Source organism: Streptomyces sp. Inha503, from assembly GCF_047215865.1.
Lineage (GTDB): Bacteria > Actinomycetota > Actinomycetes > Streptomycetales > Streptomycetaceae > Streptomyces > Streptomyces lycopersici.
Genome location: NZ_CP178360.1, coordinates 7,775,277 through 7,793,090 on the forward strand (window position 1 = coordinate 7,775,277; position 17,814 = coordinate 7,793,090).

The 17,814-nt window shown below is 70.6% G+C and carries 11 protein-coding genes; 7 read left to right on the forward strand and 4 right to left on the reverse strand.

Annotated elements, in window-relative coordinates; genetic code table 11:
* Nucleotides 1–97 precede the first annotated feature (97 nt).
* The 4 genes from ACJX2R_RS33020 to ACJX2R_RS33035 all read left to right on the forward strand — a co-directional run bounded on the left by ACJX2R_RS33020 (nt 98) and on the right by ACJX2R_RS33035 (nt 5,571).
* A complete protein-coding gene (locus ACJX2R_RS33020; protein ID WP_413103106.1) occupies nt 98–1,756 on the forward strand; it encodes an APC family permease in 1,659 nt (552 codons plus the stop codon).
* Between the two features lie 147 nt (nt 1,757–1,903).
* Nucleotides 1,904–2,089: an SPOR domain-containing protein gene (locus ACJX2R_RS33025; protein WP_262703545.1), complete on the forward strand. Its 186-nt coding sequence runs from the start codon at nt 1,904–1,906 to the stop codon at nt 2,087–2,089.
* Between the two features lie 128 nt (nt 2,090–2,217).
* Nucleotides 2,218–2,646 carry a (deoxy)nucleoside triphosphate pyrophosphohydrolase gene (locus tag ACJX2R_RS33030; RefSeq protein ID WP_262703546.1) on the forward strand — a complete coding sequence of 143 codons (429 nt, stop codon included), beginning with the start codon at nt 2,218–2,220 and terminating at the stop codon, nt 2,644–2,646.
* 222 nt (nt 2,647–2,868) lie between these two features.
* A complete protein-coding gene (locus tag ACJX2R_RS33035; protein ID WP_413103107.1) occupies nt 2,869–5,571 on the forward strand; it encodes a SpoIIE family protein phosphatase in 2,703 nt (900 codons plus the stop codon).
* A 689-nt stretch (nt 5,572–6,260) separates the two neighbouring features.
* Here ACJX2R_RS33035 and ACJX2R_RS33040 read toward each other — a convergent pair.
* The 4 genes from ACJX2R_RS33040 to ACJX2R_RS33055 form a co-directional block, all read right to left on the reverse strand.
* Nucleotides 6,261–7,031 carry a succinate dehydrogenase/fumarate reductase iron-sulfur subunit gene (locus tag ACJX2R_RS33040; RefSeq protein ID WP_413103108.1) on the reverse strand — a complete coding sequence of 257 codons (771 nt, stop codon included), beginning with the start codon at nt 7,029–7,031 and terminating at the stop codon, nt 6,261–6,263.
* Entirely contained in the window at nt 7,028–8,983 is a 1,956-nt protein-coding gene (locus ACJX2R_RS33045) for a fumarate reductase/succinate dehydrogenase flavoprotein subunit (protein WP_413103109.1), read from the reverse strand. The genes ACJX2R_RS33040 and ACJX2R_RS33045 overlap by 4 nt, the downstream gene beginning before the upstream one ends.
* A gap of 16 nt (nt 8,984–8,999) precedes the next feature.
* Complete coding sequence (locus ACJX2R_RS33050; RefSeq protein ID WP_413103110.1) at nt 9,000–9,851, reverse strand: hypothetical protein; 852 nt, start codon at nt 9,849–9,851, stop codon at nt 9,000–9,002.
* Nucleotides 9,852–9,926: 75 nt separating this feature from the next.
* Nucleotides 9,927–10,211 carry a hypothetical protein gene (locus tag ACJX2R_RS33055; RefSeq protein WP_020868672.1) on the reverse strand — a complete coding sequence of 95 codons (285 nt, stop codon included), beginning with the start codon at nt 10,209–10,211 and terminating at the stop codon, nt 9,927–9,929.
* A gap of 307 nt (nt 10,212–10,518) precedes the next feature.
* Between ACJX2R_RS33055 and ACJX2R_RS33060 the strand changes: the two genes are divergently transcribed.
* The 3 genes from ACJX2R_RS33060 to ACJX2R_RS33070 all read left to right on the forward strand — a co-directional run bounded on the left by ACJX2R_RS33060 (nt 10,519) and on the right by ACJX2R_RS33070 (nt 17,673).
* Nucleotides 10,519–12,540, forward strand: a complete 2,022-nt coding sequence (locus tag ACJX2R_RS33060; protein ID WP_413103111.1) for an ABC transporter family substrate-binding protein — start codon at nt 10,519–10,521, stop codon at nt 12,538–12,540.
* 1,014 nt (nt 12,541–13,554) lie between these two features.
* Complete coding sequence (gene typA / locus ACJX2R_RS33065; RefSeq protein WP_262703552.1) at nt 13,555–15,450, forward strand: translational GTPase TypA; 1,896 nt, start codon at nt 13,555–13,557, stop codon at nt 15,448–15,450.
* 579 nt (nt 15,451–16,029) lie between these two features.
* Nucleotides 16,030–17,673 (forward strand): peptide ABC transporter substrate-binding protein, encoded by a 1,644-nt coding sequence (locus ACJX2R_RS33070; RefSeq protein WP_413103112.1) that lies wholly within the window; start codon nt 16,030–16,032, stop codon nt 17,671–17,673.
* Nucleotides 17,674–17,814: the final 141 nt, after the last annotated feature.

Here is a 17,814-nt window from a genome sequence, read left to right on the forward strand (position 1 = left end):
CAGGTGAAAGGGGTTACTGGAAGGGGATCATCCGTTTCGCTCTTACGATGGACCGGTTTGTGTCCGGTCGTCGGGGGGCGAAAGGAGTGCCAGGAACTTGAGCACGGAGCAGGGTTCCCACTCGCATTATCGAAGGTCACTCGGACCGGTGGCCCTCACCGCCGTGGGCCTCGGGTCGATCATCGGCTCCGGCTGGCTGTTCGGCGCCGAGCGCGCCGCCGCGCTGGCCGGGCCCGCCGCCATCCTGGCCTGGGTGATCGGCGCCGCCGTCGCCCTGACCATCGCCCTGACCTACTCCGAGCTGGGTTCGATGTTCCCCAAGGCCGGGGGCATGGTCCGGTACGGCCAGTACTCGCACGGCTCGCTGGCCGGATATCTGGCCGCCTGGGCCAACTGGATCGCCATCGTCTCCGTGATCCCCGGTGAGGCCACGGCCTCCGTGCAGTACATGTCCTCCTGGGACTTCGGCTGGGCCAAGGCGCTGTACGACGGGAAGGAGCTGACCGGCAGCGGTGTCGCGCTCGCGTCCGTGCTGCTGCTCTTCTACTTCTTCCTCAACTGGTTCGCGATCACCCTCTTCGCGAAGACCAACACCGCGATCACCGTCTTCAAGGTGGTCGTGCCGACCCTGACCGCCGGGGCGCTGCTGCTGTCGCACTTCGACACCGGCAATGTCACCGGCAACGGCGGCTTCACCCCCAACGGCTGGAGCTCCGTGTTCACCGCCGTCGCCGTCTCCGGCATCGTCTGGGCCTACAACGGCTTCCAGTCGCCGCTCAACATGGCGGGCGAGGCCCGTGACCCCGGGAAGTCGCTGCCCAAGGCCGTCATCAGCTCGATCCTCATCGCGCTGGTGATCTACGTCGCGCTACAGATCGCCTTCCTGACCGCCGTCCCCGCCGCCGATCTGCGGCACGGTGGCTGGTCCGGGCTCTCCTTCAACTCCCCGCTCGCCGATCTCTCCCTGGCCTGGGGCCTGAACTGGCTGGCGATGCTGCTGTACGCGGACGCCTTCATCTCCCCGTCCGGCACCGGCATGATCTACGCGGCCACCACCTCGCGCATGATCCAGGGCGTCCAGGAGAACGGCCATCTGCCGGGGATCTTCGGCAAGGTCGACCCCAAGACCGGCATTCCGCGCCCGGCGCTGCTGCTCAACCTGGGGATCGCCTTCATCTTCCTCGCGGTCTTCCGCGGCTGGGGCTCGCTCGCCGAGATCGTCTCCGTCGCCACCGTGATCTCGTACATCACCGGTCCGGTGGCCGTGATGTCGCTGCGCCGCCTCTCCCCGGAGCTGCCGCGCCCGGTGCGGCTGCGCGCGATGCCGGTGATCGCGCCGATCGCGATGGTCTTCGGCTCGCTGGTGCTGTACTGGGCCCGCTGGCCGCTCACCGGCAAGGTCATCTTCATCATGGCGATCGGGCTGCCGATCTGGGCCTGGTACGAGCTGCGCAAGCCGTGGTCGGAGCTGCGGCCGCATCTGGCCGCCGGTGCCTGGATGGTCGCGTATCTGCTCGTCATGGCGGCGGTGTCCTGGGCCGGCGGCAAGGACTTCGGCGGCCGCGGCTATCTGCCGGGCGGCTGGGACATCGTGATCGTCGCGCTGATCGGGCTGGCCTTCTACTTCTGGGGCGTACGCAGCGCATGGCGCAATCCGACGCTGCTGGAGGCCGAGCGCGAGATGGCCGCCGTCCCGGCCGACGAGGCGGGCGAGGGCGGCGACGGCGATCGGGTGAAGGCCGGAGTCGGCGTCTGAGACATGGCCGGATGAGTGCCTCCTGGTAAGAACACGTATCCGCTGCGTGAAGGTAGGGCGTAGGCTCGGGCATATGCGGATCGGGATTTCCTTAACGGTGTCGCGGGGTCATGCGCCCGGGCGCGCCACAGCGGAGGGGGCGGGGAGATGAGTGACGGGAACGCTGTGCTGCCCTGGCTCGTGATCCGCCAGGACAACAACGGCAACCGCTACCGCGTCGGGCGCTACGCCACCAGGACGGAGGCCCAGGAGGTGGCCGACCGACTGGAGGGCGAGGGCCGGGAGCAGCTGTACGTGGTCGAGCGGACCGCCGCGTCCCGTCAGTCCGGTTAGCCCGAATTCGGTTTCGGTAAGCGGAAATACGTACCTTCGGTCCGCGGGAACGCGTACCTCTTCCAGAGCCCCGGGGCGCTCCCGCCCCGGGGCTCTGGTGTGGATCCGCGCAGGCTAGGGTGCCGATCATGAGCGTGCGTGTGGTGGTGGGCGGAGCGGTGTTCGACCGGGGGCGGCTGCTGGCCGCGCGGCGCAGCGCCCCGCCCGAGCTCGCGGGCCGCTGGGAGCTGCCCGGCGGCAAGACCGAGCCCGGGGAGACCCCGCGGGCGGCGCTCGTCCGCGAACTGCGCGAGGAGCTCGGGGTCGAGGTCGAGCCGCTCGAACCGCTGCCCGGGGAATGGCCCCTCAAGCCCGGCTATGTGCTGCGGGTATGGACCGCGGCCCTGCGCTCCGGTGAGCCGCGCCCGCTCCAGGACCACGACGAGCTGCGCTGGCTCACCCCGGACCGGGTGGACGAGGTGGACTGGCTGGACGAGGACCGTCCCGCGGTGGCGGAGGCGGTCCGCCGGCTGCGCGCGGCCGGGGCTGCCGAGGGGACCCGTCCACGCACCTGTTGAGAACGTCCCGCGCGGGAAAATCCATGGGGTTCGAGCCGCCTCCGTCCGGTTAGGAGTGAGGGGGAGCGCTGATCATGGGCGCTTCACCAAAAGCCGGGACGGACACTGATGGCGGGCTGAGATAGTGCTGTGATCGTGAAGACCGTACTCGGGATGGCCGAAGTGCTGGATACTCGGCTATCTGAAGCCGGTCGGAGCACCTGAGCCGGAGGGGACGGGCGCATGAGCGAGAAGCCAGCGGGGGCTGATATGCCCGAGGAGACGGTGGGTTCGCAGGTGTCGCCGATGTCACAGGAGTCCTCGGTGTCGGACATGTCGTCCATGTCCTCGATGTCGGCGGTGTGGCAGAGCAGTCCTCCCGGCTCGATCTATGACTACATCCGGGTCGCCTCCTTCGCGCTCGGGCCCGACGGCCGGATCGCGCAGTGGAGCGAACGCGCCGCGGAATTGCTTGGGCTGACGGCAAGCCAGGCCATCGGCAAGGATCCGGTGGAGGCGTTCGTGCCGCCGGAGTACCAGGAGACGGGCCAGCGCGCGGTGGCCGACATCCTCGACGGCCGGGAGTGGACCGGGCTGGTTCCCTACCGTAACCCCCGGGCGCCGAGCGGGCATGGCATCGCCGAGGTCTATGTGATGCCCGCTCAGGACGAGCACGGGAAGCGGGCCGCGCTCTGCATCGCGGTGGACGTCAGCGCGTTGCGCGGACTGGAAACGGATCTTGCTTCTTCACAGGCCGTTTTCGGTCAATCTCCGCTGGGCTTCTTCCTCTTCGGGACCGATCTGCGGATCCTGCGCGTCAACGAGCGCTTCGCCAAGGTCTTCGGCCGCCCCACCGAGGAGTACCGCGGTACGACCCCGCACGATCTGCTGCCGCGCGGCGAGGCCGACCGGCTGGCCGCGGCCCTGCGCCAGGTCCTGGACTCCGGGCAGTCGCTGACCGACATGCCCATCGTGGGCCAGGCGCCGGGCAGCCCCGACCGCCGCCGCTGGTCGGTCTCGCTCTACCGGCTGCACAGCGGCTCCGGCCGCCCCATCGGCGTCGCCGGTCTCGCCACGGATGTCACCGGCCGCCGCCGCGCCGAGCAGGAGGCCGCGGGCGTACGGCGCAATCTGGCGCTGCTGAACGAGGCCGGGGCCCGAATAGGCACCTCGCTCGACCTGGAGACCACCGCCCGCGAGCTGCTGGACGTGGCCGTACCGCAGTTCTGCGACCTGGCCTCCGTCGACCTCTACCAGGGGCTGCTCTCCGGCGACGAGACCCCGCCCGGGCTCGCCGACGGCAGCGCCGAGCTGCGCCGCGTCGCCTTCGCCAGCGCGGTCTCCGACGGCCCGGTCCCCTTCGGCGACATCTGCCGCGTCAACACCGTGGAGGACCCCAAGCCCATCCAGGTCGGCGAGGTGCACCGCTACCCCTTCAACTCGCTGTGCGCCCACGCCCTGCGCACCGGCCAGGTCCGCGTCGTCCCCGGGCGGGACGGCAGCGAGGCCCTGGAGCTCGGGGCCATGCTCCAGTCCACCCTCGTGGTGCCGATGGTCGCGCGGGACACCGTCGTCGGCCTGGCCCAGTTCTCCCGCACCAAGGGCAGCGAGCCGTTCGGCGAACGGGACCGCGCGCTCGCCGTCGAGCTGGCCGCCCGCGCCGCCGTGAGCATCGACAACGCCCGGCTGTACCGCAGAGAACATGAACGCGCGCTGATACTCCAGCGCAGTCTTCTCCCGCCCGGCGACCCGGAGGCCGCCGGGCTCGATATCGCCTGCCGCTATCTGCCGGGGAACGCGGCGACCGAGGTGGGCGGCGACTGGTTCGACGTCATCGAGCTGCCGGGGCACCGCACCGCGCTGGTGGTCGGCGACGTCATGGGGCGGGGGCTGCGCGCCGCCGTGGCCATGGGCGAGCTGCGCACCGCCGTACGCACCCTCGCGCTGCTCGACCTGGAGCCCGCCGAGGTGCTCTCCGCGCTGGACGAGATCGCCCGGGGCCTCGGCACACCGGGCGGCTCGCACGCCGACGCGCGGTCCGGCTCGCGCGCCCTCGTACGCGGCGGCAAGGCCCCCGACGACTCCTCGGACCTGACCGAGGTCTACCTCGCGACCTGCGTCTACGCCGTCTACGACCCGGTCACCCGGCGCTGCACGTTCGCCAACGCCGGGCATCCGCCCCCTGTCCTCGTGGAGCCGGGCGAGGACGCCCTGCTGATGGAGGTCCCGCCCGGATTGCCGCTCGGCGTGGGCGGCGAGCCGTTCGAGGAGATCGAGGTCGAGCTCCCCGATGGCGCGCTCCTGGCCCTCTACACCGACGGACTGGTCGAATCCCGCGACCACACCCTCGACGAGGGGCTCCAGGCCCTGCGCGCGGCCCTCAACACCCCGGACGGCGCCGACGGCGGGAACGCCGCGGCCGGTTCCCTCGAGGACGTCTGCGACCACGTCCTGAGCACCCTGGACACCCACCACGGCGAGGACGACATCGCCCTGCTGATGGCCCGGGTGCAGGGCCTGTCGGCCGAGTCGGTCGGCGACTGGCACCTCCCCAGCGCCCCGCAGTCCGTGGGCCGGGCCCGCGAACTGGCCCGGGAGCAGCTGGAGTCCTGGGGCCTGGACGATCTGGTGGACACCACCGAGCTGCTGGTCAGCGAGCTGGTGACCAACGCCCTGCGGTACGGCGAGGGCGAGATCAGGCTACGGCTGCTGCTGGACCGCACGCTGGTGTGCGAGGTCTGGGACGGCGGTCTGGTCCAGCCCCGGCGGCGGCGCGCCCGGGACACCGACGAGGGCGGGCGCGGGCTCCAACTGGTCGGCCTGCTCAGCGCGGGCTGGGGCAGCCGCAGGACCCCGCTCGGCAAGACCGTCTGGTTCGAGCTGGCCCTTCCGGACGGCCAGCCCTCGGGCCCTGACTCGGTGGAGGCACTGCTCAGCCTGTGGTGACGGGCGGCGGCCCGTTACGGCAGCGCTACCGCCCCCGGCGGAACGTTCCCCTCCCCGCCCCTTCCCGAAACCGGGGCTCCGCCCCAGGCCCCCGAGACCGGGGCTCCGCCCCAGGCCCCCGAGACCGGGGCTTCGCCCCAGGCCCCCGAGACCGGGGCTCCGCCCCAGGCCCCCGAGACCGGGGCTTCGCCCCAGGCCCCCGAGACCGGGGCTCCGCCCCAGGCCCCCGAAACTGGGGCTTCGCCCCAGGTTCCGTGATCGGGGTTTTGCTCCAGACCCTGGACGGGGGCGTCCGCCTGAGGCCGTCGGGCCGGGGCTTCGCCCCAAGCCCCGAGACCGGTTCTGGCCGAGGTCCCGAGACCGGGGCTCCGCCCCAGGCCCCCGAAACCGGGGCTCCGCCCCAGGTCCCGTGATCGGGGTTTCGCTCCAGACCCTGGACGGGGGCGTCCGCCTGAGGCCGTCGGGCCGGGGCTTCGCCCCAAGCCCCGAGACCGGTTCCGGCCCAGGTCCCGAGACCGGGGCTTCGCCCCTTCCTGGCTGCATCGATATGCGGCTCTGCCGCATGGCGGGGCCCTGGCCCGGACGCTGGGGTCCAGGGGCGGAGCCCTTGGTATCGGGAAGGGGCGGGTAGGGGAGCAGCCCGCCGCAGGCGTCATGATCCGTCGGACACCCCAACCGCCCCAGCGGAACTACTGGCCCCGGCGGCGGATCTTGTTGCCGAGCCAGACCAGCGGGTCGTACTTGCGGTCCGCCGCCCGCTCCTTCAGCGGGATCAGCGCGTTGTCGGTGATCTTGATCTGCTCGGGGCAGACCTCCGTACAGCACTTGGTGATGTTGCAGTAGCCCAGCCCGTGCTCCTCCTGGGCGGTGCTCTTGCGGTCGAGCCCGGTCTCGGCCGCCGCGTCCAGCGGATGCATGTCCAGCTCCGCGACCCGCATCAGGAACCGCGGCCCGGCGAACGCCTCCTTGTTCTCCTCGAAGTCCCGCACCACATGGCAGGTGTCCTGGCACAGGAAGCACTCGATGCACTTGCGGAACTCCTGCGAGCGCCCCACGTCCTCCTGCCACATCCGGTACTCGCCCGGACCCAGCCCCTCCGGGGGCACGAAGGACGGCACCTCACGGGCCTTGGTGTAGTTGAACGACACATCCGTCACCAGGTCCCGCACGACCGGGAAGGCCCGCAGCGGGGTGATGGTGATCGTCTCGTTCCGTTCGAACACCGACATCCGGGTCATGCACAGCAGCCGTGGCCGCCCGTTGACCTCGGCGCTGCACGAACCGCATTTGCCCGCCTTGCAGTTCCAGCGGACCGCCAGATCGGGGGCCTGGGTGGCCTGGAGCCGGTGGACGATGTCCAGCACGACCTCGCCGTCGTTGACCTCGACGTGGAAGTCCTTCAGACCGCCGCCGTCCTGGTCGCCCCGCCACACCCGGAAGTGGGCCTCGTACGCACTCACTGGGTCAGCTCCTCGTCCGTCAGGTACTTCACCAGCTCGTCCTTCTCGAACAGGTTCAGCAGGTCGGGCCGGATGGGCGGCATCTCACGCCGCTCGAGCCGGATCTGGCCGTGCCCGGCGTCGGGGGCCGCCATCCCGCCCGAGGGGTCGGAGAGCCGGCAGACCAGATTGATCCGCCGCCATTGACGGTCCATCTCCGGGCAGTCGTCGCGGGTGTGTCCGCCGCGGCTCTCGGTCCGCTCCAGCGCGGCACGCGCCACGCACTCGCTGACCAGCAGCATGTTGCGCAGATCGATCGCCAGGTGCCAGCCGGGGTTGAACTGCCGGTGGCCCTCTACCCCGGCGCGGCGCGCCCGGACCCGCAGACTGGCCAGCCGGTGCAGCGCCTCCTCCATCTCCTCGGCCTTGCGGATGATCCCCACCAGGTCGTTCATCGACTGCTGGAGCTCCTGGTGGAGGGTGTACGGGTTCTCCGGCGGCCCGGCCGGGCCCGCGGTCTCGTCCGGTTCACCGGCCTCGGCGCTGAACGGGCGCAGCGCCTCGGCCGCCGCCAGGTCCAGCTGTGCCTCGTCCGGCACCGGACGGGTGCCGGAGGCCGCGGTCTCCTGGGCGTAGCGGGCCGCGTGGAGCCCGGCGCGGCGCCCGAAGACCAGCAGGTCGGAGAGGGAGTTGCCGCCGAGCCGGTTGGAGCCGTGCATCCCGCCCGCGACCTCGCCCGCGGCGAAGAGACCGGGCACGCCGGTGGCGGCCGCGGTGTCCGGGTCGACGTCCACCCCGCCCATCACGTAGTGACAGGTGGGACCCACCTCCATGGGCTCGGCGGTGATGTCGACGTCCGCGAGCTCCTTGAACTGGTGGTGCATCGAGGGCAGCCGCCGCTTGATGACCTCGGGCGGCATCCGGGTGGAGACATCGAGGAAGACCCCGCCGTGCGGGGAGCCCCGGCCCGCCTTCACCTCGGCGTTGATGGCGCGGGCCACCTCGTCGCGGGGGAGCAGCTCGGGCGGGCGGCGGTTGTGGTCCGGGTCCTCGTACCAGCGGTCGGCCTCGTCCTCGGACTGGGCGTACTTCTCCTTGAAGACGTCCGGGATGTAGTCGAACATGAACCGCTTGCCCTCGCTGTTGCGCAGCACCCCGCCGTCGCCGCGCACCGACTCGGTGACCAGGATCCCCTTCACCGAGGGCGGCCAGACCATACCGGTCGGATGGAACTGCACGAACTCCATGTTGATCAGCGGGGCGCCCGCGAGCAGCGCCAGCGAGTGGCCGTCGCCGGTGTACTCCCAGGAGTTGGAGGTCACCTTGAAGGACTTGCCGATACCGCCGGTGGCCAGCACCACGGCCGGGGCCTCCAGGGCGAAGAAACGGCCCGATTCGCGCTCGTAGCCGAAGACCCCGGCGACCCGGTCGCCGTCCTTGACGATCCGGGTGACCGTGCACTCCTGGAAGATCTTCAGCCGGGACTCGTAGTCGCCGGTGGCGGCCTTGTCCTCCTGCTGGAGGGAGACGATCTTCTGCTGGAGGGTGCGGATCAGCTCCAGGCCGGTGCGGTCCCCGACATGGGCGAGACGGGGGTACTCATGGCCGCCGAAGTTCCGCTGGGAGATCTTGCCCTCGGGGGTGCGGTCGAAGAGCGCGCCCCAGGTCTCCAGCTCCCAGACCCGGTCCGGGGCCTCCTGGGCGTGCAGCTCGGCCATCCGCCAGTGGTTGAGGAACTTGCCCCCGCGCATGGTGTCGCGGAAGTGCACCTGCCAGTTGTCGCGCTCGTTGACGTTGCCCATGCTGGCGGCGATGCCGCCCTCGGCCATCACCGTATGGGCCTTGCCGAACAGCGACTTGCAGATGACGGCGCAGCGCATGCCCTGCTCGCGGGCCTCGATCGCGGCACGCAGCCCGGCGCCGCCCGCGCCGATCACGACCACGTCCCACGCCTGCCGCTCGACTTGCGTCATCGGATGAGCACCTCTCCTAGAAAAAGCGGGGATCGTCGAAGGCGCCGCTCGCCACCAGATAGACGTAGAAGTCCGCGACGGCGACGCTGATGAGAGAGGCCCAGGCCAGCTGCATATGGCGTGCGTTGAGCCCGCTCACCCAGCCCCAGAGCCGATAGCGCACCGGATGCCGGGAGAAGTGCTTCAGCCGGCCGCCGACGATATGGCGGCAGGAGTGGCAGGAGAGGGTGTACGCCCAGATCAGCGCGATGTTGACGAGCAGCACCAGGGTGCCCAGGCCCATATGGCCCCAGCGGCCGTGGTCGTCCCGGAAGCCGAGCACGGTGTCATAGGTGAGGATCCCCGCGACGATCACCGCGAAGTAGAAGAAGTAGCGGTGGATGTTCTGAAGGATCAGCGGGAAGCGGGTTTCGCCGGTGTACTTGGCGCGCGGTTCGGCGACCGCGCAGGCGGGCGGCGAGGCCCAGAAGCCCCGGTAATACGCCTTGCGGTAGTAGTAGCAGGTGAGCCGGAACCCCAGCGGGAAGATCAGGATCAGCAGCGCCGGGGACAGGCCCCACCACGCGCCGAAGATCTCCCAGTTGGCGCCGCCCTTCATGGGTACGCAGTTCTGGGCGACGCAGGGGGAGTAGAAGGGGGAGACATACGGCTCGGCGTAGTAGTCGTCCCCCGCGAAGGCCCGCCAGGTCGAGTAGACGATGAACGCGAACAGTCCGGCGGCGGTGATGGCGGGGGAGAGCCACCAGCGGTCGCTGCGCAGATGGCGGCCGGGGATGGCGGCGCGCGAGGCGCTGTGCACGCCGTGCGGGGCCGTTCCGGATTCCGCGGGCGCGGGCGTGGTGGCTTGCGGGTCGGTGCCTGTGGCCAAGGGGAACTCCGCGGTGGAGTGGTATGGGGGGACGGTGGGGACGCGCCCCGTGACGGGAGGCGCGGCGGCCCGTCCCTAGGGCGCGTGGCGATCTCGCGCGCCGAGGCCCTCGTCGTCGACGTCCGACCACAGCGCGCTGTCGTACGGGGCGTCGGGGACCGGAACCATTTCGGGGCGTGATCTCTCCACGGGAGCCGTCTCGCGCAGCAGGGCGAGGCTCTCGCGCAGGTGGTCCGCGTCGGTGCGGACGCGGCGTATCTCCAGCCCGCCGGCGCCCACCCGCTGCTCCAGCCGGGAGACGGAACGGACCAGGTCATCGAGACAGCGCTGGACGGCCGTCAAGTCGTCGTTCAAGGACATGACTTGCCCTCACTTCCGCGGTTGCGGTTGGCGACGCTCATGCGACAGCGAGTGTTACGCGCCACGGTCCTGGTTGTGAAGGGATCTGTCGGGATTGGCGCCGCCACCGGCGGGATTCCGCCGCCGCGCGCCGGAGTGCGCGCCCGCCGCGTTGATCCGGGCGGGTGATCCTTTCCCCTCATGGCCGTCTCCATGGCCCTCTCGGCGTGCTGTCCCATGAACCGTCGCTTTGAGTGAGGAGTATATGCGATCAGCGTCACACTATGCCAAATGCGCATATGTCCGTCACTCTGCGGAGGTACGAGCCATGCCCATCACCAGGAGCCGCCGCGCCATGCTGCTCGCCGCGGGAGTGATGCTGCCGCTGCCCGTACTGACCGGGTGCAGCTCGGAGGACGACGGCCCGCCGCCGCGCGCCGCCTGGGACATCGCCTCCGCACCCCGCTCCGGGACCGCCGGCACCGGCACTCTGCGCTGGGCCCTGGACGCGACGCCCACCACGCTCAACGCTTTTCAGAAGACCGCGGACACGGGCACCCAGCGGATCGCGGGCGCCGTGCTGCCCTCCCTCTACACCCTCGACGCCCGCGGCCGGCCCCAGCGCAACGGCGACTATCTGACCTCCGCCGACGTCACCTCGACCGACCCCAAGCAGGTCGTGGTCTTCAAGCTCAACCCCAAGGCGGTGTGGAGCGACGGGCGCCCGATCGGCGCGGAGGACTTCCAGGCCCAGTGGAAGGCGCTGCGCGGCACCGACGAGAAGTACGGGACGGCGCGCAACGCCGGATACGACCGGATCGCCAAGGTCGAACCGGGGGACAAGGAACACGAGGTCAAGGTCACCTTCGCCAAGCCGTACACCGACTGGCGCTCGCTGTTCACCCCGCTGTACCCGAAGAGCGTGATGGGCAACCCGGCGGTCTTCACCGCGGCCGCGAACAAGGGGCTCGCGGTCGGCGCCGGACCCTTCATGGTCCGCCGGGTCACGGACTCCGAGGTCACCCTCGTCCGCAACCCCCGCTGGTGGGGCGACCGGGCGCGGCTGAGCCGGGTGGTCTTCCAGGCGGTCCCGGCCGAGAAGCGGGCCGAGGCGCTGATCGCCGGGCGGCTGGACCTGGCCGAGGTGGACCGGACCACCGCCCGGCGCATCCAGGCCACCGCCCCGGACAAGCAGGCCGCGGGCGCCAAGCGGGGGTCCTCGGCCCCGGGCAAGGCGGGTGCGCCGGAGCCGTCCACCGACGACACCGACAAGAACCGGGCGCGGACCCGGGCGCTGAGCAGGTTCACCCTGCGCAAGGCCCTGGACCCGGCCTACACCCAGCTCGCCCTCAACGGCACCAAGGGACCGCTCGCCGATGAGCGGGTGCGCCGCGCGGTGGCCCGCGTGATCGACCGGAAGACCCTGGCGAAGCTGGTGCTCAAGCCGATGGGGCTGCCGTCCGAACCGCTCGGCAACCATCTGCTGATGGCGGGCCAGCCGGGCTACAAGGACCACAGCGGTGCCCTCGGCGACCCGGACACCAACGCCGCGCAGTCGCTGCTCGCCGACGCGGGCTGGCGGGCGGGCGGCACCGGCCGGCAGAAGGCGCTGGACGGCAAGACGGACGACCGGGGCAGCCTCCGGCGCAGCGCCCCGACCGCCACCGAGGGCTCCACGAATCCCGCCACGGAGAGCACCTCCGGCACCGGGTCCGCCACCGCTTCCGGCGCCGGGTCCGCCACCGCCTCCGGCGCCTCGCCCGCGGCCGGTGACGCCGGGCGGTCCGGGCGGTCCGGACGGCTCCGGGAGACGGCCGTCGTACGGAAGAAGGGACGGCCGCTGGTGCTGCGCTTCGTCCTCCCCGACGACCGGACCGGCGCCCGGCTGAGCACGGTCGGCGAGCGCATCGCGCGGATGCTGGAGAAGATCGGCGTCCGGACCGAGATCACCAAGGTCTCCGCCGAGAGCTACTTCCGGGACCACATCGCCACCGGCGACTACGACCTGGCCCTCTACTCCTGGCCCGCCTCCGCCTACCCGGCCACCGACGCCCGCCCCATCTACGCCAAGCCGCAGCCCGCTGCGGACGGCTCCCTGGTCGTCGAGCAGAACTACACCCGGGTGGGCACCGACCAGATCGACCAGCTCTTCGACCAGGCGCTCTCGGAGCTGGACGGCGGCGCCTCGCGCTCCCTGGTCAGCCGGGCGGACGCCCGGATCTGGGCGGCGGCCGGATCGATTCCGCTCTATCAGCGCCCCCAGCTGATCGCGATGCGCAAGGGCTTGGTCAACGCGGGCGCCTTCGGCTTCGCCACCCCCCGCTACCAGGACATCGGCTTCCGCCGCTAAGAAGACGCCTGCGGCGAACTGCTCCCCTCCCCGCCCCTTCCCGAAACCGGGGCCCCGCCCCAGCCCCCGGCCCGGGGCTTTGCCCCAGCCCCCGGAGCGGGGTTCTGCCCCCGGTCCCGGCTCGGGGCTTTGCCCCAGGCCTCGGAGCGGGGTTCTGCCCCAGGTCCCGCAATTCGGGGCTCCGCCCCAGGCCCCGGAGCGGGGTTCTGCCCCAGGCCCCGGAGCGGGGTTCTGCCCCAGGCCTCGGAGCGGGGTTCTGCCCCAGGCCCCGCAACCGGGGTTCCGCCCCAGGCCCCGGCTCGGGGTTCGGTCCCAGGCCCCGGCTCGGGGTTCGGTCCCAGTCCCCGGCCCGGGGTTCGGTCCCAGTCCCCGGCCCGGGGCTCCGCCCCAGTCCCCGGAGCGGGGTTCTGCCCCAGGCCCCGGCCCGGAGCGGGGTTCGGTCCCAGGCCCCGCAACTGGGGTTCCGCCCCAGGCCTCGGAGCGGGGCTTCGCGCCAGGCCCCGGGCCGGGGTTCCGCCTCGGGCTCCGGGGCGGAGCTCCGCCCGCAACTGGCGTCCGCCTCAGACCCCGCGAGCGGGGTTCCGCCTCAGGCCCCGCGAGCGGGGTTCCGTCCCAGGCCCCGCGGCCGGGGCTTTGCCCCAGGCCCCCGCGACAGGCGTCCGCCCCGGTCCTCGGGCCGGGGTTCCGCCGCTTCCCGTGGCGTCGGTATGCGGCTTCGCCCCTTAATCCCGGGGTCCAGGGGCGGAGCCCCTGGTAACGGGAAGGGGCGGGGAGGGGAAAGACCGCCGAACACCCCGCAGCCCCATCGGCCCCCGAAGGCGCCCCCGGGCGTGGTGACCGGCGCGGGGACGGGCCGCGAGATGCGCCGCGGGATGGGCCGCGGGATGGGCTGCGGCATTCGTCCCCGCGCCGTCCCCGTACCATGGGGGTGAGGCCGAGGCGTGATCAGCCCGGCGGAAGGCGCGCCGCTTAAGGAGCGCGCCGCCACCCAACAACCGGGAGAAGCGCGCTTTCATGCCCACGCGCCACGACATTCGTAACGTCGCCATCGTCGCCCACGTCGACCACGGCAAGACGACCCTCGTCGACGCCATGCTCAAGCAGGCGGGCGCGTTCGCCGCCCACCAGCAGGTGGACGACCGGGTCATGGACTCCAACGACCTGGAGCGCGAGAAGGGCATCACCATTCTCGCGAAGAACACCGCCGTGAAGTACCACCCGGCGGATGGCGGCGACCCCGTCACCATCAACATCATCGACACCCCCGGCCACGCCGACTTCGGCGGTGAGGTCGAGCGCGGTCTGTCCATGGTCGACGCGGTGGTCCTGCTGGTGGACGCCTCCGAGGGGCCGCTGCCGCAGACCCGCTTCGTGCTGCGCAAGGCGCTCCAGGCCAAGCTGCCGGTGATCCTGTGCATCAACAAGACGGACCGCCCGGACTCCCGGATCGACGAGGTCGTCAACGAGGCGTACGACCTCTTCCTGGACCTGGACGCGACCGAGGAGCAGATCGAGTTCCCGATCGTCTACGCCTGCGCCCGTGACGGTGTGGCCTCGCTGACCAAGCCGGAGGACGGCACCGTCCCGGCCGACAGCGACAACCTCCAGCCGTTCTTCTCCACCCTGCTGGAGACCGTCCCGGCGCCGGAGTACGACGCGGCCGCGCCGCTCCAGGCCCATGTCACCAACCTGGACGCGGACAACTTCCTCGGCCGTATCGCGCTGCTCCGGGTCGAGCAGGGCGAGCTGAAGAAGGGGCAGACGGTCGCGTGGATCAAGCGCGACGGCACCATCTCCAACGTCCGGATCACCGAGCTGATGATGACCGAGGCGCTCACCCGCAAGCCCGCCGAGGTGGCCGGCCCCGGGGACATCTGCGCCGTCGCGGGCATCCCGGACATCATGATCGGCGAGACCCTGGCCGACCCGGAGAACCCGATCGCGCTGCCGCTGATCACCGTCGACGAGCCCGCGATCTCGATGACGATCGGCACCAACACCTCCCCGCTGGTCGGCCGCGGCCCCGGCGGCAAGGGCGCCGACAAGTCGGCCGTGAAGGACCGCAAGGTCACCGCGCGGCTGGTCAAGGACCGGCTCGAGCGCGAGCTGATCGGTAACGTCTCGCTGCGTGTGCTGCCCACCGACCGCCCGGACGCCTGGGAGGTGCAGGGCCGCGGCGAGCTGGCGCTGGCGATCCTGGTGGAGACCATGCGCCGGGAGGGCTTCGAGCTCACCGTCGGCAAGCCGCAGGTGGTCACCCGGGAGGTCGACGGCAAGGTCCACGAGCCGATCGAGCGCATCACCATCGATGTGCCCGAGGAGCACATGGGCGCGGTCACCCAGCTCATGGGCACCCGCAAGGGCCGGATGGACAACATGTCCAACCACGGCTCCGGCTGGGTCCGCATGGAGTTCATCGTCCCCTCCCGCGGTCTGATCGGCTTCCGCACCGAGTTCCTGACCGCGACCCGCGGCACCGGTATCGCCCACTCCATCCACGAGGGCCACGAGCCGTGGTTCGGCGAACTGAAGACCCGTAACAACGGCTCGCTGGTGGCCGACCGCTCGGGTGCGGTGACCGCCTTCGCGATGACCAACCTCCAGGAGCGCGGGGTGCTGTTCACCTCGCCGGGCACGGAGGTGTACGAGGGCATGATCGTCGGCGAGAACTCCCGCTCCGACGACATGGACGTCAACATCACCAAGGAGAAGAAGCTCACCAACATGCGGTCCTCCACCGCGGATGTGACCGAGTCCCTGGTCCCGCCGCGGCTGCTCTCGCTCGAGCAGTCCCTGGAGTTCTGCCGCGACGACGAGTGCGTCGAGGTGACGCCGGAGACGGTGCGGATCCGCAAGGTGGTGCTGGACCAGAAGGAGCGCGCCCGCACCGCCGCCCGCGCCAAGCGCTGACGCGCCCACCCGGGCGCGGGGGCGCCGAGGCTCACGCCCGGGCGCCAAGCGCTGGCGCTCACTTCAGGGCGCCGATGCGCACCGCGGCGCCGATGCGCATTACGGTGTCGAGGCGCACTACGGCGCCGATCACGGAGCGTAGGCGCCCCACCGCGCCTCAGTAAGCTGCCAACGGCCCGGACCCCCCGCCTCCACGGCGGGGGTCCGGGCTGTTGCCATGTCAGCAACGTGCCAGTCAAGCGGTTATCCGGATCTCCCTGTCCGAATATCGGCGTCCGAGCTCCGCATGATGTGTTAACAGTCCGTTTCGCGTGTGTCTGTCTGGGGCAGTTTTGTCCGGATTTCAAAGCTCCGCGCGTAGATGCTGTGACCAAAGCGAGACCCATAAGGTGTGGTTTAAGGGCCGGACGTGCTCAATCATGGGGTCCATTGAGCTCGGGTCAATGGGTCACACGCTGTGGGGAGCGCGGACCTACGAGCACATCTGGGGGGTTCCGGTCCCTTTCGCTGTCAGGGGTGTCAGCGTGTCTCCGGGCGCCCCCTCTCGTAGTGACAGTGGACTCCTGAGGAGGCAAACCCATGCGCGGTGCCAAGAGCGCCAAGTGGGTCGCGTTGGCAGCGGTTGTGGCGCTGGCCGCGACCGCCTGCGGTGGCAACGACAGCGACAGCGGCAGCAATGACATGAACAAGGGCACGGCGGACCCGAATGGGATACTCACCGCCCAGCTGAGCGAGCCGCAGAACCCGCTGCAACCGGCGAACGCCAAGGAGAGCCAGGGCAGCCGGGTGCTCCGCACGATCTTCGCGGGCCTGGTGGACTACGAGCCCGGCACCGGCAAGCTGGTGTATGTCAACGCCGAGTCCGTCACCCCCAACAAGGACTCCTCCGTCTGGACCGTCAAGCTCAAGCCGGGCTGGAAGTTCCACAACGGCGAGGCCGTGACCGCCAAGTCCTACGTGGACTCCTGGAACTGGTCCGCCAACGTCGCGAACAACCAGACCAACTCCAGCTGGTTCCAGGACATCAAGGGCTACGAGGACGTCCACCCCGAGAAGGGCAAGCCCAAGGCCGACAAGATGTCCGGCCTGAAGGTCGTCAACGACAACGAGTTCAAGATCGAGCTCAACAGCTCGGTCTCGTACTTCGCCTACAAGCTGGGCTACGACGTCTGGACCCCGCTGCCCAGCGGCTTCTTCAAGGACCCCAAGGGCTACGGTGAGAAGCCGGTCGGCAACGGCCCCTACAAGTTCGTCTCCTGGGACCACAAGAAGATGATCAAGGTCCGTAAGTTCGACGGCTACAAGGGACCGAACAAGGCCAAGAACGGCGGCATCGACTTCAAGAACTACACCACCGCCGACGCCGCCTACTCGGACCTGCGCTCCAACAACCTCGACTGGATCGAGCAGGTCCCGACCACCGCGCTGACCAACTACAAGTCCGACCTGGGCAAGCGCGCGATCGACGAGGAGTACTCGGCGGTCCAGTCGGTCGTCCCGGCCTTCTACACCAAGCAGTTCAAGGACATCGACCCCAAGGTCATCCAGGGTCTGTCCATGGCGATCGACCGTGACACGATCACCAAGACCGTGCTCCACGGCTCCCGCACCCCGGCCGACAGCTATGTCGCCCGCGGCGTGATCGGCTACAAGGCCGGCGCGCTCAAGGAGCAGGTCACCTACGACCCGGCCAAGGCCAAGGCCCTCATCAAGGAGGGCGGCGGGGTCCCGGGCAACAAGATCTCGATCCAGTACAACGCCGACCAGGACCACAAGCCCTGGGTGGACGCGGTCTGCAACAGCATCCGCAAGGCCACCGGCGTCGACTGCGTCGGCGACTCCAAGCCCGACTTCCAGGCCGACCTGAACGCGCGTGACAAGCACCAGGTCAAGTCCATGTACCGGGGTGGCTGGGTGCTCGACTACCCGGTCAACTCGAACTTCATGAGGGACCTGTACGGCTCCAAGGCGGCCGGTAACACCAGCGGTTACGCCAACAAGAAGTTCGACGAGCTCGCTGCCAAGGCCGACAAGGCCGCCACCCTCGACGAGACCGTGAAGCTCTACCAGCAGGCGGAGCAGGTCCTCGCGAAGGACATGCCGGCGATCCCGCTGTGGTTCTACAAGGTCAACAGCGGCCAGTCCAACAAGGTCCTGGGGAAGATCCCCTACGGCCAGGACGGCGACCCCATCTTCACCAACGTCCAGGTGAAGAAGAAGTAATCATCGGGACCGCCGGCCGGTGCCGCCGCTTCTCTCAACCAGGGAGCGGCGGCACCGGCCCGCAGGCGTGAGGCCCGCAGCTCATCCCCCCACCCGCGTGGCGCAGACGAGACGTGGCCTCCGCCGCCCCCCAACGGCATG

Bases quoted from the DNA above. Each gene is read 5' to 3' on its own strand.
- ACJX2R_RS33025 (WP_262703545.1), top strand. From the start codon at position 1,904: ATGAGTGACGGGAACGCTGTGCTGCCCTGGCTCGTGATCCGCCAGGAC.
- ACJX2R_RS33030 (WP_262703546.1), top strand. From the start codon at position 2,218: ATGAGCGTGCGTGTGGTGGTGGGCGGAGCGGTGTTCGACCGGGGGCGG.
- ACJX2R_RS33035 (WP_413103107.1), top strand. From the start codon at position 2,869: ATGAGCGAGAAGCCAGCGGGGGCTGATATGCCCGAGGAGACGGTGGGT.
- ACJX2R_RS33045 (WP_413103109.1), bottom strand. From the start codon at position 8,983: ATGACGCAAGTCGAGCGGCAGGCGTGGGACGTGGTCGTGATCGGCGCG.
- ACJX2R_RS33055 (WP_020868672.1), bottom strand. From the start codon at position 10,211: ATGTCCTTGAACGACGACTTGACGGCCGTCCAGCGCTGTCTCGATGAC.
- ACJX2R_RS33060 (WP_413103111.1), top strand. From the start codon at position 10,519: ATGCCCATCACCAGGAGCCGCCGCGCCATGCTGCTCGCCGCGGGAGTG.
- typA (WP_262703552.1), top strand. From the start codon at position 13,555: ATGCCCACGCGCCACGACATTCGTAACGTCGCCATCGTCGCCCACGTC.
- ACJX2R_RS33070 (WP_413103112.1), top strand. From the start codon at position 16,030: ATGCGCGGTGCCAAGAGCGCCAAGTGGGTCGCGTTGGCAGCGGTTGTG.